This window comes from Micromonospora sp. PRAS1 (assembly GCF_059553435.1).
This window is the reverse complement of record NZ_JCANNB010000001.1, coordinates 418,823-439,844: the sequence shown is the minus strand read 5'-3', so window position 1 is coordinate 439,844 and position 21,022 is coordinate 418,823. Positions and strand designations below refer to the sequence as shown.

The 21,022-nt window shown below is 72.1% G+C and carries 22 protein-coding genes and 3 tRNA genes; 10 read left to right on the top strand and 15 right to left on the bottom strand.

What is annotated here, in order from left to right; genetic code table 11:
- Positions 1-197 precede the first annotated feature (197 nt).
- Positions 198-1,037, top strand: a complete 840-nt coding sequence (locus tag AC507J_RS02155) for a DUF8083 family protein (RefSeq protein WP_496287319.1) — start codon at positions 198-200, stop codon at positions 1,035-1,037.
- 353 nt (positions 1,038-1,390) lie between these two features.
- A complete protein-coding gene (locus tag AC507J_RS02150; protein WP_007073996.1) occupies positions 1,391-1,600 on the top strand; it encodes a BldC family transcriptional regulator in 210 nt (69 codons plus the stop codon).
- Positions 1,601-1,663: 63 nt separating this feature from the next.
- On the opposite strand, the gene AC507J_RS02145 is transcribed toward AC507J_RS02150, so the two are convergent.
- Positions 1,664-2,074 carry a PPOX class F420-dependent oxidoreductase gene (locus AC507J_RS02145; protein ID WP_496287318.1) on the bottom strand — a complete coding sequence of 137 codons (411 nt, stop codon included), beginning with the start codon at positions 2,072-2,074 and terminating at the stop codon, positions 1,664-1,666.
- Positions 2,075-2,128: 54 nt separating this feature from the next.
- Between AC507J_RS02145 and AC507J_RS02140 the strand changes: the two genes are divergently transcribed.
- Positions 2,129-2,908, top strand: a complete 780-nt coding sequence (locus AC507J_RS02140; protein ID WP_496287317.1) for a class I SAM-dependent methyltransferase — start codon at positions 2,129-2,131, stop codon at positions 2,906-2,908.
- Positions 2,909-3,039: 131 nt separating this feature from the next.
- On the opposite strand, the gene AC507J_RS02135 is transcribed toward AC507J_RS02140, so the two are convergent.
- Positions 3,040-3,336, bottom strand: coding sequence for a hypothetical protein (locus AC507J_RS02135; RefSeq protein WP_496287316.1), 297 nt, complete (start codon positions 3,334-3,336; stop codon positions 3,040-3,042).
- A gap of 192 nt (positions 3,337-3,528) precedes the next feature.
- Between AC507J_RS02135 and AC507J_RS02130 the strand changes: the two genes are divergently transcribed.
- Both AC507J_RS02130 and AC507J_RS02125 read left to right on the top strand, forming a co-directional pair.
- Positions 3,529-4,443, top strand: a complete 915-nt coding sequence (locus tag AC507J_RS02130) for a 3-hydroxyacyl-CoA dehydrogenase family protein (RefSeq protein ID WP_496287315.1) — start codon at positions 3,529-3,531, stop codon at positions 4,441-4,443.
- The gene (locus AC507J_RS02125; RefSeq protein WP_496287314.1) at positions 4,440-5,186 is read left to right on the top strand and encodes an enoyl-CoA hydratase/isomerase family protein; all 747 of its coding nucleotides are present in this window, start codon (positions 4,440-4,442) and stop codon (positions 5,184-5,186) included. The genes AC507J_RS02130 and AC507J_RS02125 overlap by 4 nt, the downstream gene beginning before the upstream one ends.
- Positions 5,187-5,261: 75 nt before the next feature.
- Here the strand turns inward: AC507J_RS02125 and AC507J_RS02120 are convergent, their stop codons facing one another.
- On the bottom strand, positions 5,262-6,608 hold the full coding sequence (locus AC507J_RS02120; protein WP_496287313.1) for an ABC transporter substrate-binding protein: 1,347 nt from the start codon (positions 6,606-6,608) through the stop codon (positions 5,262-5,264).
- Positions 6,609-6,762: 154 nt separating this feature from the next.
- Here AC507J_RS02120 and AC507J_RS02115 point away from each other — a divergent pair, with 154 nt between their 5' ends.
- Positions 6,763-7,152, top strand: coding sequence for a hypothetical protein (locus AC507J_RS02115; protein WP_496287312.1), 390 nt, complete (start codon positions 6,763-6,765; stop codon positions 7,150-7,152).
- 50 nt (positions 7,153-7,202) lie between these two features.
- Here the strand turns inward: AC507J_RS02115 and AC507J_RS02110 are convergent, their stop codons facing one another.
- From AC507J_RS02110 to AC507J_RS02065, 10 genes are all read right to left on the bottom strand, one after another.
- On the bottom strand, positions 7,203-7,715 hold the full coding sequence (locus tag AC507J_RS02110) for an SRPBCC family protein (protein WP_496287311.1): 513 nt from the start codon (positions 7,713-7,715) through the stop codon (positions 7,203-7,205).
- 37 nt (positions 7,716-7,752) lie between these two features.
- Complete coding sequence (locus AC507J_RS02105) at positions 7,753-8,322, bottom strand: hypothetical protein (protein ID WP_496287310.1); 570 nt, start codon at positions 8,320-8,322, stop codon at positions 7,753-7,755.
- Between the two features lie 174 nt (positions 8,323-8,496).
- Positions 8,497-8,570, bottom strand: a tRNA-Phe gene (locus tag AC507J_RS02100).
- 103 nt (positions 8,571-8,673) lie between these two features.
- Positions 8,674-8,747 (bottom strand) — tRNA-Asp (locus AC507J_RS02095).
- 34 nt (positions 8,748-8,781) lie between these two features.
- Positions 8,782-8,854 (bottom strand) — tRNA-Glu (locus AC507J_RS02090).
- Positions 8,855-9,009: 155 nt separating this feature from the next.
- On the bottom strand, positions 9,010-9,795 hold the full coding sequence (locus AC507J_RS02085; protein WP_496287309.1) for a polysaccharide deacetylase family protein: 786 nt from the start codon (positions 9,793-9,795) through the stop codon (positions 9,010-9,012).
- Positions 9,796-9,957: 162 nt separating this feature from the next.
- Entirely contained in the window at positions 9,958-10,905 is a 948-nt protein-coding gene (locus AC507J_RS02080) for a MerR family transcriptional regulator (RefSeq protein WP_496287308.1), read from the bottom strand.
- The gene (gene idi, locus AC507J_RS02075) at positions 10,895-11,473 is read right to left on the bottom strand and encodes an isopentenyl-diphosphate Delta-isomerase (RefSeq protein WP_496287307.1); all 579 of its coding nucleotides are present in this window, start codon (positions 11,471-11,473) and stop codon (positions 10,895-10,897) included. Before idi ends, AC507J_RS02080 begins: the two co-directional genes overlap by 11 nt.
- Positions 11,474-11,528: 55 nt before the next feature.
- Positions 11,529-13,010 (bottom strand): phytoene desaturase family protein, encoded by a 1,482-nt coding sequence (gene crtI / locus AC507J_RS02070; RefSeq protein ID WP_496287306.1) that lies wholly within the window; start codon positions 13,008-13,010, stop codon positions 11,529-11,531.
- A 32-nt stretch (positions 13,011-13,042) separates the two neighbouring features.
- Entirely contained in the window at positions 13,043-14,194 is a 1,152-nt protein-coding gene (locus AC507J_RS02065) for a polyprenyl synthetase family protein (protein WP_496287305.1), read from the bottom strand.
- Positions 14,195-14,259: 65 nt separating this feature from the next.
- On the opposite strand from AC507J_RS02065, the gene AC507J_RS02060 reads away from it, so the two are divergent.
- From AC507J_RS02060 to AC507J_RS02050, 3 genes are all read left to right on the top strand, one after another.
- On the top strand, positions 14,260-15,171 hold the full coding sequence (locus tag AC507J_RS02060) for a phytoene/squalene synthase family protein (RefSeq protein WP_496287304.1): 912 nt from the start codon (positions 14,260-14,262) through the stop codon (positions 15,169-15,171).
- Positions 15,168-16,487: a cryptochrome/photolyase family protein gene (locus AC507J_RS02055; RefSeq protein ID WP_496287303.1), complete on the top strand. Its 1,320-nt coding sequence runs from the start codon at positions 15,168-15,170 to the stop codon at positions 16,485-16,487. The genes AC507J_RS02060 and AC507J_RS02055 overlap by 4 nt, the downstream gene beginning before the upstream one ends.
- A gap of 81 nt (positions 16,488-16,568) precedes the next feature.
- A complete protein-coding gene (locus AC507J_RS02050; RefSeq protein WP_496287302.1) occupies positions 16,569-18,047 on the top strand; it encodes a dihydrolipoyl dehydrogenase family protein in 1,479 nt (492 codons plus the stop codon).
- On the opposite strand, the gene AC507J_RS02045 is transcribed toward AC507J_RS02050, so the two are convergent.
- On the bottom strand, positions 18,027-18,797 hold the full coding sequence (locus AC507J_RS02045; RefSeq protein WP_496287301.1) for a crotonase/enoyl-CoA hydratase family protein: 771 nt from the start codon (positions 18,795-18,797) through the stop codon (positions 18,027-18,029). The two genes, AC507J_RS02050 and AC507J_RS02045, sit on opposite strands and share 21 nt — an antisense overlap.
- Before the next feature lie 169 nt (positions 18,798-18,966).
- Between AC507J_RS02045 and AC507J_RS02040 the strand changes: the two genes are divergently transcribed.
- A complete protein-coding gene (locus AC507J_RS02040) occupies positions 18,967-19,818 on the top strand; it encodes a Rieske (2Fe-2S) protein (RefSeq protein ID WP_496287300.1) in 852 nt (283 codons plus the stop codon).
- Positions 19,819-19,842: 24 nt separating this feature from the next.
- Here the strand turns inward: AC507J_RS02040 and AC507J_RS02035 are convergent, their stop codons facing one another.
- On the bottom strand, positions 19,843-21,012 hold the full coding sequence (locus tag AC507J_RS02035; protein ID WP_496287299.1) for a LysM peptidoglycan-binding domain-containing protein: 1,170 nt from the start codon (positions 21,010-21,012) through the stop codon (positions 19,843-19,845).
- Positions 21,013-21,022 lie beyond the last annotated feature (10 nt).

Here is a 21,022-nt window from a genome sequence, read left to right as displayed (position 1 = left end):
CTGGTGTCGGCGGGCGTCCTTGTGGGACGCGGACCTGGTCTACGTCGGCGGGGATGTTGCCGGTGGTGCGAGCCTAGTATCGGTCGCCACCGTCCTGCCCCCGCCGACCGCACCGTCCCGTCCTGCGGGCAGTCCGCCGGTCGTCCACCGATGACGCCGAGCAACGCTCGGCTTGCGGTTCGTGGGAGGATCGCGCCGTGCCGTCGCTCTTCGCTTCATACCTGCGCGTGTACGAGCCGCTGACCGCTTTCGACCGGGATCGTCAGTCGTACTGGCGGCGCTATGTCGAGCAAGGTCGGGCAGTGGCACCGGTGGAAGGCCCCGGTCGGCAGCTCAGCTCGGTGATCGAGGCACTTGGTGCCGGCTGGACCAGGTTGCCCGACCTGCCGGACGAGGCGTACGTGCTGGAGACGGACGAGACCCTGTTGGTTTGTCCGTGGAACCTGCGTATCCGGGTGGCCGAGGCGGCGTTGAGCGCGCGGGACGGCGTTCCGCCGGTGCTGGCCGACGCGTTCGTTCCACCGGTGCTGGCCGGGCAGGCGAAGGCGGTGGTTGAGGACTGGCGCAGCGGGGCCCGGGTGTTGGAGCACGGGGTGCCGCGGGTGCACGAGCAGATCGCGACCTGGGGCGTACCGCTGCGTTGGTTCGTCTTGTTCGAGGCGGAGGAGCGGCACCACGTCACCGCGCCGGACCGCCGTGCGCTGCGGTTCCGGACGGAGATCTCCAAGGCCCGGCGGCGCTCGTCACGGGCCCTGGCGGTGTTGCGCAAGTCGGTCGGCGAAGCGCCGATCACCGAGGCGGTCGAGGAGGCCGCCCGGTGGCTGGAGGAGTTCCATCCGCGGTCCGTGGTCGAGTTGGACTACGGCGGGCTGGTCGAGCTGCTCTCGGACGAGACGCTCGCTGCCGACGACTCACCGGAACTGGTCGCGGCTGGGCTCGCCGGCCTTTCCCGGGGCGAGGCGGAGGAGGCCTCCGCCGCCTACGACAGGCTGGTCGCCCGCTGGCGGGCCGTGCAACTCCTGGAGCGCTGCAACTAGCGGTCGCCGTTCCGCCGCGCGACTCGTCCGTAGGCCGCCCGGGGGTCGGTCATCCCCCGGTCGGGTACGGTCGCGACAAACGACGCCGGACGCGAGACTGGTCCTCGTTTGCCCCTGTTCAGGGGCGTAACGTGAGGAGTATTCGTAGTTGACGCATCACGAACCGTGATCATGAGTCCGAATAAGGCGGTTTCTGGGGTGTAAAAGTCGTATAAATCGGGCATGGTTCATCCGTCCGTCTAGGGACGTTCGGCCGTTCGGCCCATGTCGGACATCGGGGACTAGCCGGACCATGGGAGACGCGTCGGCCGGCGGGACCCCGGCCGATGTCTATACATGTGGAGGAGTGACCGATGGCATCGCGAACGCACGAACCAGAGCCGCTACTTACACCGGCCGAGGTGGCGTCGATGTTCCGTGTCGACCCGAAGACGGTGACCCGTTGGGCGAAGGCTGGCAAGCTCAGCGCCATCCGAACCCTGGGCGGCCACCGCCGCTACCGGGAGTCCGAGGTCAGGGCATTGCTGCAGGGGCAGATCCCGCAGCAGCGCCAGGGTGACTGACCGGCCGGCGGCATAGCAGGCTTCACGAGGGGCGGCGGATTCATCCGCCGCCCCTCGTCGTGCTCAGCCATCGGCGGGAGACGTCGGTTGCTCCCGTTCGGTCAGCTCGATCCGGATCCCCACCGTGCCGCCCTCGCCCCGGCGCAGCCGGCTGCCGAGCAGCGTCAGCCGGCCGATCACCCGGTACTTCTGCTTGATCAGGCCGCGGATCCGACTGGTCGCCCCGGCGTCGTAGAGACTCGCCCGAGCCGGCACCGCCGCACCGTGCGGCCGACCGCGTACGTCGCACGGTGCCACCGTGACCTCTCCGCTGCGCCGGATCCGCTTTACCTTGCCGGCGTCGGCGGCCGACCAGACCGCCAGGGCGTCGCCGTCGCGAACCGCCCAGACCGGGGTCGGCACCGCCCGGCCGTCCTTGCGGAAGGTCGTGAGGAGAACGTATTTCTCCGCCGCGAGGCGGTCCAACGTGGTCACCCGCCCAGGATACGGGCGCAGTCGTGAACCGGACAGCCGGATAGCGTGGTGATTGTGACGGGAGAACCACGGATCGGTGACGTCTTCGGGGAACTGCTGCGCGACGCGTTGGCGGTGGCCACCGGGATCGGTCCCCGACCACTGGCCGGCGGGCGGCTGCCCCGCCCGGTCATCGAGATCATCGAGCGGGACGACGGGCTGATCAACGGCGCACCGGCCGCGCACTACCTCGACGAGCCGCAGGACTGGCAACCGCACGACCACCGGGCGGTGGACCGGGTACGCGGTGACACGTTGGACATCGGCGTCGGTGCCGGGCGGATCGCGCTGCTGCTACAGGAGCGCGGCGTACCGGTGACCGGGCTGGACGTCTCACCCGGGGCGTTGAAGGTGTGCCGTCGTCGGGGCGTACGCGATCTCGTGTCGGGCACGGTCGACGAGCACGCCGCGAGCGGACGGCGCTACGACACCTTCCTGCTGCTCGGCAACAACCTCGGCCTGCTCGAAGGGCGGGAACGGGCACCGGCCTTCCTGGCCGCACTGGCCGCGATGGCCCGTCCCGGGGCGCAGGTGATCGCGCACGGCACGAATCCGTACGGCACCCGCGACCCGGTGCACACCGGCTACCACGAGGACAACCGTCGGCGGGGGCGGCTCGGTGGGCAGCTGCGGCTGCGGCTGCGCTACCGCGAACTGGGTACGCCCTGGTTCGACTACCTGGTCTGCTCGCCCGACGAACTGGCCGACCTGGTCCGCGGCTCCGCCTGGCGACTTGTGGACGTGGACGACCGGGACGCCCCGTACTACCTGGCCACCCTGCGACTGCCCGGCTGACCGCCGCCGTCCTCGGCCCTGACCGGCCCTGACCGGCCCCGACCGGCACGGCCGGCAGGTGCCGGTGGTGCGGCTGTTAAGAGGGGCCCCTTGCTATACCGGAGGCGTTAACAAGGGGCCCTTCCTTTCGCTCAGACCGAGACGGTGGGCGGAAGCTGCTCCGGGGGGAGGCCGCCGTCGCCGTCGACGATCTCGTCCGGCTGGCCGTCCTCGTCGATGTCGACCATCGTGACGTCCACCTTGCCGTCGCCGTCGGTGTCGAACTGGAACAGGTCGGCCTTGCCGTCGCCGTCGGTGTCCACCACCCACACGTCGGTGCGGCCGTCGTTGTTGGTGTCGGCACGCAGCAGCTCGACGCGCTCGTCACCGCGCGTCTCGACGGTCTCCTCGGTGCCCGCGCCGCCCGCGGTCTCCGGTGCCTGGCTCATCTGCTCGTCCTTCCCTTGGTTGTCGGCGATCAGTACCCGGCCCTGCCCGCCCCCACGCATGGGTCGCGACCGGTGCTGCATAGGGTCGCACCATGACTGAGCGGAGCGTACGGGCTGGCTCCGGCGTGGCGGCGATCCCGCGTGCCGACGGCGTCAGCGAGCCGGAATTCGTCACTGTGCGGTGGTGTCCCCATGACTGAACGGTTCGTCGTGGTCGGGGCGGGCACGATGGGCCTCGGTATCGCGTACGTGGCGGCGGACGCCGGCCACCTGGTGGAACTGGTCGAGGTGGACCGGGCACGCGGCGACGCGGCCATGGCCCGCCTCGCGGGGCTGTGGGACCGGGCCGTGGAACGCGGCAAGCTGACCGCCGAGCAGGCTGCGGCCAACCGGGAGCGGGTCACCCTACGGGCGGGGCTCGCCGAGGTGGCGGAGGCGCCGGAGGTGATCGTGGAGGCCGTACCGGAGCGGCTCGACCTCAAGCGGGCGGTCCTGGCCGAGGCGGAGGCGCTGCGCCCGGCCCTGCTCGGCAGCAACACCTCAAGCATCCCCATCACCGAACTCGCCGAAGGGTTGGCCCGGCCGGAACGCTTCTGCGGGCTGCACTTCTTCAACCCCGTCTGGGTCATGACGCTGCTGGAGATCGTGGTCGGCCCGGCCACCGCCGCCGGGACCACCGAGGCCGCCGTCGCGCTCGCCGGCCGGCTGGGCAAGGACCCCGTCGTGGTACGCGACCTGCCCGGCTTCGCCACGTCGCGGCTCGGGGTGACCCTCGGGCTGGAGGCGATCCGGATGGTCGCCGACGGGGTGGCCAGCCCGGCCGACATCGACAAGGCGATGGTGCTCGGCTACCGGCACCCGGTCGGGCCGCTGGAGCTGACCGATCTGGTCGGCCTGGACGTCCGCCTCGACATCGCCCGTACGCTCCAGGCCGCGTACGGGGACCGGTTCGCCCCGCCGCCGCTGCTGGTGGAGATGGTGGCCGCCGGTCGGCTGGGCAAGAAGTCCGGCCGGGGCTTCTACGACTGGGCCGACGGGGTCCGTTCCGGCGGCATCGAGCTGCCCGGGTCGGCGGCGAAGCTGCCCGGGTCGGCGGCGACGCGATGAGCGCCGGGCTGCGGGTCGAGGAGCGCGCGGACCGGCTGGTGGTGACCCTGGACCGGCCGGAGAAGCGCAACGCCATCGACGCCGACCTGATCGCCGCGCTGCACGAGGTCTGCGCCGAGTTGGAGGCCCGCCCCCGGATGCTGCTGCTGACCGGGGGCACCGACGGGATCTTTGCCGGTGGGGCCGACATCGGCCAGTTGCGCGAGCGGGGACGGCTGGACGCACTCGCGGCGATCAACTCGGCCGCCTTCGCCCGGATCCGGGCGCTGCCGATGCCGACCGTGGCGGCGATCGACGGACCGGCGCTGGGCGGTGGCGCCGAGCTGGCGTACGCCTGCGACTTGCGGGTCTGCACCCAGCGGGCGGTCTTCGGGCAGCCCGAGGTGCGACTGGGCATCCTGGCCGGCGCCGGTGCGACCCACCGGCTACCGGCGTTGGTCGGCGAGGCGCGGGCCAAGGAACTGCTCTTCACCGGGCGGCGGGTGGACGCCGTGGAGGCGTTGCGGATCGGCCTGGTGAACAACGTGGTGGCGACGCCGGAGGCGCTGCTGCCGGCGGCCCACGAGCTGATCGACGAGATGGCCAGGGGCTCGGCGTTGGCGTTGCGGTTGACCAAGCTCGCGGTCGACGCCCCGCCCACCGCGCACCCGCAGCTGGACCTGGTCAGCCAGGCGGTGCTCTTCGAGGACGAGGAGAAGCGGCAACGGATGACGGAGTTCCTGGAACGGCGGCGCGGGCGCTGAGGTGACCACAGAACACGACGGCCGCACCGGAACCGGTGCGGCCGTCGTGCTGTTGCAGGTCAGCGGTCCAGCGCGTCAGCGCCGGGCCAGCGCCGCCAGGGGTACGTCGGCGTCGGCGAGCGCCCGGACCACCGCGGCGGACTCGCCGAAGCCGATGATCAGGACGGCGTCCGCGCCGAACTCCTTGATCTGCTTTGCGCCGTCGCTGAAGTCGATCGGCGGGGCCTCGGCACCCTCGCCGGGCTCGTAGCTGAGCAGCCGCACCTTGTCGCCACCGAACCCGGCCCGCTCCAGCTCGGAGCGGACGACGTCCTGAAGCCCCTCGCCGTAGGCGTCCTTACGAGCCACGATCGCGATCTTCTGCGGACCGTCCCGGAGGATGACGTCGGCCAGCGCCCGGCCCTGGAGGCTGTCCGGCGGGGCGGTACGGAAGTAGAGGCCGTTGTCCTCCGCGTCGGTCAGGGTCGCCGCGGTGTTGGAGGGGGAGAAGAGGATCCGCCCCGCCTTCACCACGTCCTCCAGCACGGCGGCGGAGATCCCGGAGCCGCCGGCACCGATGATCACGTGGACCCCGGCGTCGAGATGACGGGCCACGGTCGCCTTGGCAACCTCGGGGTTGGTGCCGTCGTCGCCGTCGACCCAGACCACGTCCTCGCCGAGCACGCCACCGGCCCTGTTGATCTCCTCGATCGCCAGCGCCGTACCGGCGGCCAACGGCGGGTAGGCCAGCGCCAGGTCACCCGTCTTCGGTAGCAGCCCGCCGAGGACGAGCGGCCCGCCGTCACCGCTGGACGAGCCTCCACTCCGCGGCGGGGCCTTGGCGCTCGCCGCCGACTCGTCGCCCGCGCCGACGAACTCCGTCTTGGCGTCGTTGAGCCGCTCGCCGTCGAAGTGCAGGGTCGCGTAGCTGGCGGTGGCCGGCTCGCCGGCGTCGGTGAAGCCGGCCCGGGTGATCGAGACACTGCGGTACTCGATGTCCTCACCGTCGCGGACCAGCCGCAGACACTGGGCCGGGGTCCCGCAGGTGGTGCCCTCGTTGGTGACGCCGACGATCTGCTTCGCGATGGCCGCCGGATCGGTGGTGCCGGCAACCTCTGCCGCGAGCGCGCTGATCACCACCGCGTCGTACGCCTCGGCGGCGTAGAGGAACCCGTCCAACTGTGGATCGACGGTCCGTAGCCGCTTCTTGAAATCCTCCGGCAGCGGTGTGAGGGGAGTTGTGCCCTTCATCCCGTCCACCAGGCTGGCGCGATCCCCCAGCTCGTCCGGGTACGAGTTCGACATGTTGCCGTCGGTGCCGTAGAGGCGCACCTGTTGGGTGGTCGCCTCCTCGGGCTGGTCATCCCCGCAGGCGCTGGTGGCGAGCAGGAGCGCTGCGCAGGCGACCAGAGCGGCCGTCCGCGAGCCGCGTGACATGTGCATCGTCGTCCTTCCTCGGGCGAAGGTCCGCTGCGCAGACTAGCGTGCCGCGCCGGTCAACGGGACCATGGAGGCCCGGCTATCCGCAGGTCGCCTCCGATATGCACGGAGAGTAGTCATAGGTCGTTTCTTGACGGGGACCCCTACTGTGCGGTGGGTGACCGACTCGCCACAGCAGACGCACGACGACGCCGCCGCCATCCTCCGCTCGGCGCTCGACGGGGACTCCGAGGCGGTGGCGGGGACCTTCGGCGAGGTGGTCCACCGGGCCGGCCTCTCCGGCGCGTACGACGTGGCGTGGCGCCTGGCCGCGACCATGGTCGGCGATCCGGTGCCGCCAGGGGCCTGCGCGCTCGACTTTCCCGGCATCGACCAGGCTCGGTACGACGCCCGGTGGGTGGCCCGCTTCGTCAGCGCGTACGCCAACTCGGACCTCGATACCGCCCAGGCGCTGTTCGGTGCGGCGGCGGCCGACGGGCTGTTGCCGGAGTGTCTGCTCACCCTCGCCGGTTCGACCGTGGCCACGCTGCGGCACCGGGCCGGCTGACCGCGCGCCCCGGCAGTTTCCGGATCGGCAGGCGCCGACGGTGACTCGTGTCACGCCCGGTGGTCGGCCAGCGTGGTGGCGAAGCGGGACAACAGCTCGTGCCAGCCGGCGGTCAACGCCTCGCGGTAGCCCTCCGCAGCCTCGCCATGCCGGTCGAAGTGCCGGTGCGTGACCTCGATCAGGGTTCCGGCCCCTGCCGGGGTGAAGAGCACCTCGACCTCGCTGGCCCGCGCCGGGTCGGGCACCGGCACGCGGTCCGCGCCGATCTGCCAGGTGAAGACGAGTCGGCGGGGCGGGTCCCAGGTGAGTACCCGACCCCAGTCGTTGCGGAATCCGTAGGGGCCGATCTCGTAGAGCATTCCACCGGCCCGGGGCTCCATCCCCAACTCGGCGAGCAGGCCCGGCCCGGACCAGGTGTATTCCGTCACCCACCAGTCGGCGAGGTTTCCGGTGAACACCTCGTACGCCCGGTCGGCGGAGCTGGGAACCAGCAGGGTGCTGCGGAGCGCGAACCGGTCGTGGTCCTGCCTGATTTCGGTCGCATCGGCCATCCCGTGTCCCATAGGCCCGGACCATACCGGCTCATGCCCGGATGCGCAGCTAACGCGATGCCGGTTCCGGCTGCCCGGCCGACTCCCGGAATACGGGTCGAAGACAACAGGAGCATCCGCCGTACTCATCGCAGTCGTACGATCCGCCGCCGGCCTCGGCGAGCCTCGGCAGCCGGCGACCGCAGGCCGGGCAGACCGGGACGAACGAGGGATTGATCTGGAAGAACGTCGAATTCTTCATCGAAAAGATGGCGGCAACCATCTCCAGTCCATGCTCCCGAATGCCCTGCTGAAGGAAATCGAAAGCACCATACAAATGCCCGCATTCACAGTCGATCGGCGCGTACCGGAAGTTGGTGACGTTGATTCCCAGTTCCCTGCGGATGCGCTCGTGCTCCTCCGTGGAAATGGTCTTCATTCCGGTGAGCGCGATTCGCTCCGGCGTCCAGTACCACTGCCGAATCGCATCCGCCTGCTTTCGGCTCAGGTAGAAGGACGCGGACCGGTCGCTCATCATCACCTGCTTCACGACATCAACGATGTCGCGGTCGTTGGCCTGCATGACGGCCTTGCCGGAAGCGACAACGGCGTCGATCTCGTCGAGCAATGGAATCTTCATGACTCCTCCTACCACGCCTGGGCAGGACGGTGCGGCGCTCGCGGGAAAACTCCCTCGCCGGGGCAGTCGCTGTTCGGGCTGATCGAGGCGATCTCACTTCTGCCCGCCGCATAAGCAAGATCCCCATCGGCGTTTCCGCTGATGGGGATCTCTTTAGCCCGGCGAAAGGCTAGGTGGCCAGGGGCGGGGTCGAACCGCCGACCTTCCGATTTTCAGTCGGACGCTCGTACCAACTGAGCTACCTGGCCGTGGTGCTCGGCTCATGCTACCCGGACGACGGGGCCTCCGCCGGACGGGGTCACATTCCCCGATACGCGGAACGCCGCGCATGGTGCGCGGCGTCAGCGCTTGCGGTCCTGACGGGACTTGAACCCGCGACCTCCGCCTTGACAGGGCGGCGAGCACTCCAACTGCTCCACAGGACCTAGCTGTTTGTTGCATCCGGCCGAAGCCGGACCGTGCCCCCAACGGGATTCGAACCCGTGCTACCGCCTTGAAAGGGCGGCGTCCTGGGCCGCTAGACGATGAGGGCGGCCCCGCCATCATTGCACACTCGCAACGTTGTGCGGACTTGCTCCCATCCGGCCCCGCCGGAGGCTTGGAAAGCATACGTGATGTCTCACCGGACGACCAAACCGGTATGGCCACAGCCACAACGTCTCGAAAAACCGCAGGTCAGGACCGGTGTCAGCGGAGACTGGCGACGCCGTGGTCGCGCTTGAGGGCAGCGATCAGGCGGGGGCAGGCGGCGAGAGTGGCCGCCCGGTCGCCGCCGCCGTCGTGCAGCAGCACGACCGCGCCGGGCCTGGCGGAGCGCTTCACCCGCTTCTCGATCGTGGCGGCGGTCGGCTTGGCCCAGTCCTTCGGGTCGACCGTCCAGTGCAGCGACCGCATGTCGAGCTTCCGCGCGACCTTCACCACCTCGGCGGTCCACCGGCCGCCGGGCTGCCGGTAGAACGGCACCTCGGCGTCGGGCACCGCCCGCCGGATCTCCCTGTTCGTGCGGACCAGGTCGGCGCGGATCTCGGCGATCGGCCGCCGGGCCAGGTCGAGGTCGTGGTTCCAGCTGTGGTTGCAGAGCTGGTGCCCCTCCCGGACGATCCGGCGGACCAGCTCGGGATGCTTGCGGACCTGGGTACCCACCACGCAGAAGGTGGCGGTCACCTTGGCCTTCTTCAGCCGGTCCAGCACCTTCGGGGTCCAGGCCGGGTCCGGACCGTCGTCGAAGGTGAGGGCCACCTCCGGTGCTCCGGTGGTGCGGACCAACCCGGCCGGCAGCTTGGCCGGCAGCGCCCGCAGCGGCGGCTTGGGTGGCGTGCTGCGGGCCGGTGCCGGCGCCGCCTGCGAGGGCAGGGCGGCCGAGGGAGGCGGGCTCGGCGGGTTGCTGGTTTCGGGCGAGCTTCCGCCGCCGCAGCCGGCCACCAGTAGGACGATCAGGCCGGTGACGCAGGCGAGCAGGGCACGATGACGCATCGTTCGCTCCCGAGGGGGATCGGGGTACGCGGACCTCCGACGCTAGTTCACCCGATTTCGGGGCATCAACGGCGGGTCAGAGGGCCAGCGCCCTGCGTATCCCGATGGCCCGGGAGACGGCGGCGCGCTGCGGGGTTCAGGAGGCGGCGGCGGTCGCGGGGTTCAGGAGGCGGCGCTGCGGTCCAGCGAGTCGCGGATGGCGACGGCGAGCGAGACCGCCTCGGCGAGGTCGACCGGGCGGACCACTCCGGCGGGCAGGGCGTCGGCCTGCCAACCGGGCCCACCGGCGAGCACCAGAAGCGGGCGGCGCGGTGCGGTGAGCAGAGCGGTGAGCTGGCTCGCGTCGGCGGTGAGCCGGATGTGCGACCAGACCACCACGGCGGCCGGTCCGGTCCGGTCGATCGCGTCCAGCAGGGCGCTCACCGGCACCCGGGCACCGAGCATCCGATGGCTGACGCCGGCCTCGGTGAGGGCGGCGGCCAGCGCCTCCAGTGGCAGGCTGTGCTGCTCCTCGTCGGCGCAGGAGAGCAGGATGCGGGGCGGTCCGGCGGGGGCCGGACGGGCCGCCACGGCGGCCGCGAACGCCGCTGAGACGCACCGGGAGAAGAGGTGTTCGACCTCGATCAGCGCGGCGGTGGCGGCGTGCCGCTCACCGATGCCGACGAGCACCGGGCGGAGCAGCCGGTCCCAGGTGCGCACGACCCCGTCGGCTGCGATCGCCCGGGTGATCGTCTCGCTGATCGCCACGGCGTCCAGTCGCATCGCGGCGCGGGCCAGACCGCGCGCCGCCGGTCCGGCGCGGCCGACCGGGATGGTCGTGCCACCGCCGGCGCGGACGCTGCTCGACCTGGCCCGGACGGTGGCGCTGTCGGGCAGCGGGCCGGGTGCCTGCCGAGCCCAGCGCGCCGCCTCGGCCGGGCTGACCCCTTCGGCGGTGAGCCGCCGCATGACCTCCAGCCGAACCAGGTCGGCCGGGGTGTAGCGCCGGTGGTGTCCGGGGACGTGCTGGCTGGGCCCGAGGCCGTACCGCTGGTGCCAGGTGCGCAGCGTGGTCACTGCCACGCCCAGTCGGCGAGCGACTGCCCCGGCACTCAACGCCTCATCGGCCACCCGACCGCTCCGACGAGTCGCCGGCGGGCTCCGACGGGTGCAGAAGCCGGTCCAGCACGCCGCCCAGCCAGGGCGCGTACCTGTCGGGATCTGTGCCCAGCTCGGCGGCGAGTGTCGCCGGGGCGACCCAGCGCAGCTCGGCGACCTCCGCCGGGTCGGGACGCAGCGGGCTGTCCGGCCGGAACTCGCCCCGCAGGACGTGGTCGTACTCCACCTCGACCCGTCCGGTGGCCGGATCCTCGGCCCGGTAGACGTAGGCCCCGACCTCGGTCAGCGGTACCGGGCCGGCACCCAACTCCTCTGCCAGCCGCCGGTTGGCGGCCTCGGTCAGGGCCTCGCCCGGCTGGGGGTGACCGCAGCAGGAGTTGGCCCAGCGCAGCGGGAAGCGGGTCTTGACCGCGGCACGGCGCTGGAGCAGCACCCGGCCGTCCGGCGCGACCAACAGCACGGAGAAGGCGCGGTGCAGCCGACCCGGTGGCCGGTGAGCGGCGGCGACGGTGGTCTCGCCGACCGGCTGACCCCCGTCGTCGACCAGCTCGACCAGGTGACCCTCCCTGGACGGTGGCATCAGTGCCGTCCTCCGTTCGCGACTTCGGTGCTCCGCTGTGCTGGACTGTCGGCGCTCACTTGCCGTTTCCGGTCACCCGGCCGGCGGCGAGCTTGCCGGAGATGAGCACCATCGGGACGCCGACACCGGGCTGGGTGCCGGAGCCGACGAAGACCACGTTGGACAATGATCGATGCAGGTTAGACGGTCGGAACGGGCCGGTCTGAAAGAGGGTGTGCGCGGCGGCGAAGGGAGTGCCGGCGGCCATGCCCTGCTCCGCCCACTCGGCCGGCGTGACCGCCCGGAGCACCTCGACGCCCGCCCCGAAGCCGAGGTAGCCGCGCTGCTCCAGGGTGGCGACGAGCCTGTCGGTGTAGCGGGCGGTGAGGTCGCCCCGCCAGTCGAACGGCGCCCGGTCGAGGTTGGGCACCGGGGCGAGCACGTAATAGGTGTGCCGACCGGCGGGTGCCACCGCCGGGTCCGTCCGGCTCGGGTTGGTGACCAGCAGGGACGGGTCGCTCATCAGGTCGCCGCGCCGGATCACCTCGTCGAACGTGCCCTTCCAGGCCTTCCCGAAGTGGATGTTGTGGTGGGCGATCCGGCGGTACCCCTGGGTGGAGCCGACGTGCAGGACGACGCAGGACGGCGAGTAGGTCAGCCGCCGCGGGCGCGACGGCGGAAGCAGGTCGCGGTAGGCCACCGGCAGGTCGGGGTTGAGCACCACCACGTCCGCCGGGACGAACTCGCCATCGGCGGTCAGCACCCCGGTGGCCCGGCCGTTCGCGGTCGTCACCTGGGTCACCGTGGTGCCGTACCGGATCTGCACGCCGTGCTTCTCCGCGGCGCCGGCCAGACCGCGGGAGACGGCGTGGATGCCGCCGCGCGGGAAGTAGACGCCGGCCACCGAGTCGAGGTAGGCGATCACCGCGTAGATGGCCAGCGCGTCGTGCGGCGCGAGCCCGGCGTACATGGCCTGGAAGGAGAAGATCCGCCGGGTACGCGGGTCCCGGAAAAATTGGTCGATCTTGGTTTGCAGTCGCCGGAAGGCGCCGCTGGCCAGCAGCTTGAGCAGGTTGGCGGTGAGCAGGTCGGTGGGCGCGTCGAGGTTGCGCTCGATGAAGTCGGCCCGCTCCAGTTGCCACAGCTTCCGGGCGAAGTCCACGAACCGGAGGTAGCCGTCGGCCTCCTGCGGCCCGCAGACCCGGGAGATCTCCGCCGCCATCCGGGTCGTGTCGGTGAGCACGTCGAGGGTGGAGCCGTCCGGGTAGTAGGCCCGGTAGGCCGGATCGAGCGGGACCAGGTCGACCCAGTCGGTCAGCTCCTCGCCGACCGCGCCGAGCGCCTCGGCGATCAGGTCGGGCATGGTGAGCACGGTCGGACCGGTGTCGAACTCGTAGCCGTCGACGCTGAGCCGACCGGCCCGCCCGCCCGGCACCGGCTCGCGTTCCAAGACGGTCACCTGCCGTCCGCTGCCGGCCAGGTGTAGCGCGCAGGCCAGGCCGCCCAGGCCGGCACCCACGACAACCACCCGGTCCGTACGTCCGTCAACGGTTCGCACCGACGACCACCTCTCTGCGCGTGGGATCCACATCATGCCGACCGGCGGGTGGCGGCGGTGGCGAGGCCGACGAGCGCGGTCCGCGCGGTCTCGTCAACGGCGACCGTGTCGAGCGCCGCCAGCGCCTCCTCGATCCGCTCGTCGATCATCCGTTCGATCCGGTCGACCGCGCCGGTGTCGACCACCACCTTGGCCAGCCGGGCGATCTCCGGCTCGTCGGCGCACGCACCGGTGCCCTCCAGCGCCCGGCGCTGGGCCGGGCTGGCCAGCTGCCGGGCCAGCATGAGCAGCGTGGTCGGCTTGCCGGTGCGCAGGTCGTCGCCGGCCGGCTTGCCGGTGGTGCCCGGATCACCGTAGACGCCGAGCAGGTCGTCGCAGAGTTGGAACGCCTCGCCGACGGCCCGGCCGTAGCGGGTGTACGCGTTGATCAGCGCCGCCTCGTCCGTGCCGGCCAGGCTGGCGCCGAAGAGCAGCGGGCGCAGGACCGTGTAGCTGGCGGTCTTGTAGCGGGCCACCCGCAGTGCCCGGTCCACCGACCAGTTGGCCGGGTCGGTCTCGCCGAGCACGTCGAGATACTGCCCGGCGACGGTCTCCACCCGCATCCGGTCGTAGCCGCGCCGGACCTCCAGCAGCCGGGGCGCGGGCAGCGCGGCGCGGGCCAGCAGTTGGTCGGCCCAGACCATGCAGAGGTCGCCGATCAACACCGCGACCGCCTCGCCGAACCGGCCGGAGTCACCGTTGCGGCCGTCGGCGGCGTGCTGGGCGGCCACCGCCACGTGCGCGGTGGGTCGGCCCCGCCGGGTCGCGGAGGCGTCCATCACGTCGTCGTGGACCAGCGCGAAGGTGTGTAGCAGCTCCAGCGTGGCCAGTGCCGGCAGAACCGGCTCGACGGGTTGTTCGCCGCCTACCGCTCCCCGCCAGCCCCAGTAGGCGAAGGTCGAGCGGACCCGCTTGCCGCCGCCGAGGACGTAGTCGCGTGCCGTGGCGGCGAACTCACCCATCGCTGCGTCGATTTCGCTGAGTGCGCCGACCTCGGCGGTCAGGAACTCGACAAGCGTCTGGTCGACCGCCTCGACGAGATCCCGGGTGTAAGCGGCCAGAACAGCCCGAATCGGATCATCCTCATCGATCGGTTGTTCAGGTGCCACGCGAAGCAGGTTACCCGTTGGTCCGTCGTTGGCCATGTGGCTGAGCGTACCCTAAGGTTGCAAGTTGCGTCGATTGATGCGTCGATTCCGGAGGAGGGGCCGTGGAGCTCGAACTCGCCACTGCCTACCGCAGGTGCCGTGAGCTGCACAGACGTCATGGCCGCACCTACTATCTCGCCACCCGACTGCTGCCCGCATGGAAACGGCGGCATGTGCACGCTTTGTATGGATTCACCAGGTACGCCGACGAGATCGTCGATCAGACCGAGGCCCTGCCGCCGGCCGAACGTGCCGCTCAGCTCGACGACTGGGGCGGACGGTTCGTCGCCGGGCTGCACGGCGAGCGGGTCGAGGATCCGCTGCTGCCGGCGGTGCTGCACACCATCGCCGTCTTCGACCTGGACCGGGAGGACTTCGCCTCGTTCCTCAAGAGCATGGCGATGGACCTGACCGTGACGTCGTACCGCAGCTACCACCAGCTGCTGGACTACATGGAGGGCTCGGCCGCGGTAATCGGCACCATGATGCTGCCCATCCTGGGCAGCTCCGATCCGTCGGCGGCCCGGGAACCGGCCCGTCAGCTCGGCTTCGCGTTCCAGCTCACGAACTTCATCCGGGACGTGGCCGAGGACCTGGACCGGGGTCGGACGTACCTGCCGGAGGAGGACCTGGCCGCGTTCGGGGTCACCCCGGACGACCTGGCGAGCTGCCGGGCCGCCGGCCGGGCCACCGAGCCGGTACGCGAGCTGATCCGCTACGAGGTGGGTCGGGCCCAGGCACACTACGCCGCCGCGGCACCGGGAGTGACGCTGCTCGACGCCGCCTCGCAGGCCTGCATCCGCACCGCGTACGCGCTCTACGGGGGAATCCTCGACGAGGTGGCCGCCCAGGACTACGACGTGTTCGTCCGGCGGGCCACCGTGCCGCAACGGCGTCGGCTGACGGTGGCCGGCCGGTCCCTGCTCACTCCGACCGGCACGCCGGTCACGCTGCCCGGCCCGCCGCTGCCGTGACCGGGCGTACCGCAGTCGTGCTCTTCACCCGCGACCTGCGGGTGCACGACCACCCAGCGCTGGCCGGCAGCTGTGCCGCCTTCGACCGGGTGGTGCCGCTGTACGTCCTGGACCCGGCGCTGACCCGGCTGTCGCCCAACCGCACCCGGTTCCTGCACCAGAGCCTGGCCGCCCTCCGCACCGCGCTGCGCGGGCTCGGCGGCGACCTGGTGCTCCGGCACGGTGACCCGGTCGCCGAGACCATCCGGCTGGCCGGCGAGGTGGGCGCAACGGGGATCGCGCTCAGCGCCGACGTCTCGCGGTACGCCGAGCGCCGGGCCGATCGGCTGCGCGCCGAATGCGAGCGGCACCGGCTGCGCCTGCGGTTCTTCCCCGGGCTCACCGTCGTCGATCCCGGTGCCCTCAGCCCGAGCGGCGGTGACCACTACCGCGTGTTCGGCCCGTACCACCGGGCCTGGAGCGCACAGCGCTGGCGGGAGGAACTGGCGCCACCGGCACGGGTGACGCTGCCCGCCACCGTGTCGGTGGGCCGCCTGCCGGCGGTACCGGCCGGCGACTCGCCGGAGGCCGTCACCGGTGGGGAGGCCGAGGCATGGCAGCGGTTGACCCGGTGGCTGCCGACCGTGCCGCATTACGGCGATCTGCACGACGACCTGGCCGGTGACGGCACCTCCCGGCTCAGCCCGTATCTGCGCTTCGGCTGCCTCTCCCCGCTGACCGTGGCGAACCGGGCGGACCGGGCCTCGCCGTTCGTGCGACAGCTCTGCTGGCGGGACTTCCACCACCAGGTCACCGCGGCCTTCCCGGACATCTCCCGGCGGGCGTACCGGCGGGGTGCCACCGAGAACTGGCGGTACGACGACGACGCGCTGGCCGCGTGGCGGGAGGGGCGCACCGGGCTGCCCATCGTGGATGCCGGGATGCGGCAGCTGCGGGCGCAGGGGTGGCTGCACAACCGCGCCCGCCTGATCACGGCCGGCTACCTGACCAAGACGCTGGGCCTGGACTGGCGGGACGGGCTGGCGGTCTACTTCCGCTGGCTGCTCGACGGCGATGTGGCCAACAACTCGGGAAACTGGCAGTGGGTCGCCGGCACCGGCAACGACACCAAGCCGTACCGGGGATTCAACCCGGTCCGCCAGGCGGAACGGTACGACCCGGAGGGCGCGTACGTCCGCCGGTGGGTGCCGGAGTTGGCCTCGGTGACGGGCGCGGTGGTGCACCAGCCGTGGCGCCTGCCACCGGCCCTCCGCCGTACCCTCGACTATCCGCCGCCGCTGGACATGCCCGGCCCGGCGCCGGTCTGGCTGCGTTGACCTCGCGTCCGTCACCGCCACTCCGCGCGGAGACGGGCTGACGGCTGGCCGACGGCGGGCGCAGTGCGCGATGCTGACGGCATGACGGAGCCGGAACTGGTGGACGTGATCGTGCTTGGGCTCGGGGTCGGCGGCGACGAAGTTGCCGGTCGGCTCGCCGAGGCCGGACTGAGCGTGGTCGGGATCGAGCGGAACCTGGTCGGCGGGGAGTGCCCCTACTGGGGCTGCATCCCGAGCAAGATGATGATCCGGGCGGCGAACGCGATCGCCGAGGCCCGCCGGGTCGACGGGCTGGCCGGCACCGCGCAGGTGCGCCCCGACTGGGCACCGGTGGCGAAGCGGATCCGCGAGGAGGCCACCGACAACTGGAACGACCGGGCCGCGGTGCAGCGGTTCACCGGCAAGGGCGGGCGCTTCGTCCGCGGCAGCGGCCGACTCGACGGGCCGGGCCGGGTCCGCGTCGGCGACCAGGTCTTCCAGGCCCGGCACGGCATCGTGCTGGGCACCGGCACCAAGGCCTCGGTGCCGCCGATCGAAGGGCTGGCGGAGACCCCGTACTGGACCAACCGGGCGGCCATCGAGGTCGCGGAGCTACCGGAGTCGCTGCTGGTGCTGGGCGGCGGAGCGATCGGGCTGGAGTTGGCCCAGGTGTTCGCCCGCTTCGGCGTACGGGTCACCGTGGTGGAAGCCTCGGGTCGGGTGCTCGCCGTCGAGGAGCCGGAGGCGTCCGAGGTGGCCGCCACCGCGTTGCGGGCCGACGGAGTGGAGATCCGTACCGAGGTCAAGGCGGCCCGGGTCGAGCACGGTCCGGCCGGCTTCACGCTGCACGGCGCGGGCGGTGAGCGGTTCACCGCCGAGCGGTTGCTGGTGGCGACCGGGCGCCGGGCCCACCTGGACGAGTTGGGGCTGGACACGATCGGTGTCGACGCCGGCCGGCGCTACCTGCCGGTCGACGACCGGCTGCACGTCACCGACGGGGTCTGGGCGGTCGGTGACGTGACCGGTGAGGGTGCCTTCACCCACGTCGCCATGTACCAGGCGGGCATCGTCGTCGCCGACCTGCTGGACCATGTCCGGCGGGCCGACACCGGTGCGGACCCCAGCGGCACGGCCAGCGTGGTGGGCGGCGCGGTCGGCGCGGCCAGTTCGTTGGCGGCCACCGGGTCGAGCGGCTCGGCCGGGTCGGTGCCCCGCGCTGACTACCGGGCACTGCCCCGGGTCACCTTCACCGACCCGGAGATCGGTGCGGTCGGCCTGACCGAACGGCAGGCCCGGGAGCGCGGCATCAACGTGCAGGTCGGCTTCACCAAGCTCTCGTCGTCCACCCGGGGTTGGATCCACAAGACCGACGACGGCGGCTTCATCAAGCTGGTCGCCGACGCCGACCAGGGAGTGCTGATCGGTGCCACCTCGGCCGGTCCGGTCGGCGGCGAGGTGCTCTCCGGGCTGGCGGTCGCGGTGCACGCGGCGGTCCCGCTGGCCCAGCTCCGGCACATGATCTACGCGTACCCGACCTTCCACCGCGCCATCTCGGAGGCGCTACGCAACCTCGGATCCTGACCCAGCGGATTCGGGGCGGGCGGCGAAGCGGATGGGGGCGGAGGTGGCGTCGGTGGCCAGCGAGTGCAGGCCGTAGGTCAGCTCGGTGGCCAGGGCCTCGGGTTCGGGTCGGGCGGCGGTGGCCAGCACGGCGGCGCGGTCGTTGCGCAGGCAGTGCTGCGGATGGCGGGCGATCTCGGCGGCCAGCTGCTCGGCCGCCGCCCGGGACTCACCCGGGCCGACCAGCCGGTTCACCAACCCCATCGCGTACGCCTCCTCGGCCGGCACCGGCCGTCCGGTGAGGATCAGGTCCATCGCCCGGCTCTCGCCGATCAGCCGGGGCAGTCGGACCGTACCGCCGTCGATCAACGGCACTCCCCACCGCCGGCAGAAGACCCCGAGCACCGCGTCGGACTCGGCGACCCGCAGGTCGCACCAGAGCGCCAACTCCAGCCCGCCGGCCACCGCGTAGCCGGAGATCGCGGCGATCACCGGCTTGCCGAGCACCATCCGGGTCGGACCCATCGGACCGTCGCCGTCCAGCTCGACCCGGTTGCCGCTCGGCGTGCCCATCGCCTTCAGGTCGGCGCCCGCGCAGAACGTGCCGCCGGCTCCCCAGAGCACGGCCACCGCAGCCTCCGGGTCGGCGTCGAAGGCCCGGAACGCGTCGGCCAGGGCTCGGGCGGTCGGCCCGTCCACCGCGTTGCGTACCGCCGGCCGCTCCAGGATCACCGTGGTCACCGGCCCGTTCCGCTCCACCCGTACCGCCATCTGCCCAGCATCGCGTCGGAGCGGACGGTACGCCAGCGCCTCGACCAGTGGGATCCACTGCGTCCGGTGGCCGGAGTTGTGGGCCGGCCCAGGCGGATTGCGGCCCAGGCTGCCCGAACGGGCCGCCGACGACCGGTTTGCGGTCGCGAAAGGCGGGAAGTCGGTAACCGTGCGAGCGTTGTTGACGAAGATCGAGCAAGCTTCCGGCCTGGACCGGTTCGGTGACCGGTTGCAGAGTGTGGTGCAGGGCGTGCTTCGCCCGCAGCGGGTCCGGGACCTGCTGCACGGGGTCTGGCTCGGGCATCCGCTGCACCCGGCGATGGTGCAGGTCCCGGTCGGTTCCTGGGTCAGCGCGGCGGTGCTGGACCTGATGCCCGGCCAGCGTCGCGCGGCCACCACGCTCACCGCGGTCGGCACGCTGAGCGCGCTGCCGGCGGCCGTCGCCGGGCTCAACGACTGGGCGGCGCTGGCCCGGGACCAACGCCGCGTCGGGCTGGTGCACGCCGCGTCGAACACCGTCGCGCTGGCGTTGTACGGCGGCTCGCTGGCCGCGAGGCTCTCCGGCCGGCACAACCTCGGGCGTACGCTCGGCTGGCTCGGGCTGAGCGCGGCAAGCGCGGGGGCGTACGTCGGTGGGCACCTCGCGTACAAGCAGGGCGCCCAGGTGAACGTGAGCGTCTCCGACCTGCACCTGATCAGCGACGGCTGGCACTCGATCGCCGAGTTGACCGAGCTGCCGCAGCGGGAACTTGTCACGCGTGAGGTGGACGACGTGTCGCTGATCGTCTACCGGCACGGCGACGACGTCACAGTGATGCTCGAACGCTGCCCGCACCAGAGCGGCCCGCTCGGCGAGGGCGAGGTACGCGAGATCGACGGACACACCTGCGTGGTCTGTCCCTGGCACGGCAGCACGTTCCGCCTCAACGGCGGCGAGGTGGTGCACGGGCCGTCCCCGAACGACCAGCAGGTCCTGCCCACCCGGATCGTCAACGGCGTACTCGAAACCCGCCTGCCCTGAGCCCGACCGGCCCGGTGCGGTCGGTCAGTCCTTGCGGTGGCGACCCGCCGGCAGCTCCGATGGCGGACTGACAGTCACCCGGTGCCCGGTGGCGGCGCGTGCCACCGCGACCCGGCGACGCATGCCCAGCACCGCGCCGATCTGTGCCCCGATGATGCTCGCCACGGCGAGGACCGCGGAGACGGCCAACGGCCGGTTCACCCGGTCGGGCTCGCTGGCGCTGGCCGCACCCACCGTCACCACCGGCGGGTGGCCGCCCGCGCCGCGCGGCGACGCGTCCTCCCCGCCTCCCTGCGGTGCCGGTGCCACCGGCGTGAGGGAGCGGGTCCCGCCCGGCTGCTCCACGGTGCCGCCAGGCTTCTCCGCCGTGCCGTCGGGCTTGGACGGGGAGGGTTTGCGCTCCTCGGCCTTCTCCGGTACGGCCGGCCCGGGGGAGGGCGGCGTGGCCCGGACGACCAGGCGACCGGTGGCGTGCGCCCGCGAACCCTGGTCCTGCGCCTCGGTCGGCAGCTTGATGAGCTGGCCGGGGCGGATCCGGTCCGGGTCCCGCAGCCGGTTGAGCGCGGCCAGCCGCCGATAGTCGTCGAAGTCATCGAGGTACCGCTCGGCGACCTTGCCGAGGTAGTCACCCTTGGCCACCCGGTAGACCGAAGCCTGCGACGCCGCCGGAACCCCGTCCCGGGCCGCCGTCATCGCCGGGCCCGCCGCCGCTGCGGGGGCGGCCATCGCGGGCGCGACAGCGGCCGGTGCGGCGGCGTACGTGGCGGGCGAGTACGTGCCGGCGGCGTACGCCGAGGTGGCGGCGGTGGCGGCCGGGCTGGTCACCAGGATCAACGCCACCGACCCGACAAGTGCCGCAGCGGCCCGCTGCTGCCGGCCCATTCCGGGCAGCCGGGGTGCCGGCCGACGCAGGGCCTGCGCACCCACCTCCACGAGCACGGAGAAGGCGAACGTGGCCCAGCCGAACCACCCGACCAGCGCCAACGCCCGCAGGAAGAGCTGCCCGTCGTCGCGGCTGGTCAACGTGGTCCCGATCTCCGCCAGCGTGGGTACATGGTCGGGTAACGGGTTGCCGGCGAACGCCAGCAGCGCGATCGGCCCGCCGGCCAGCAGTCCGACCAGCACGATGAGCGCACCGAAGCCGGTAAGCACCCGACCGGTTCGCCGTACCGCGGTGCCACCCGATGCAGCCATGGCTACCTTC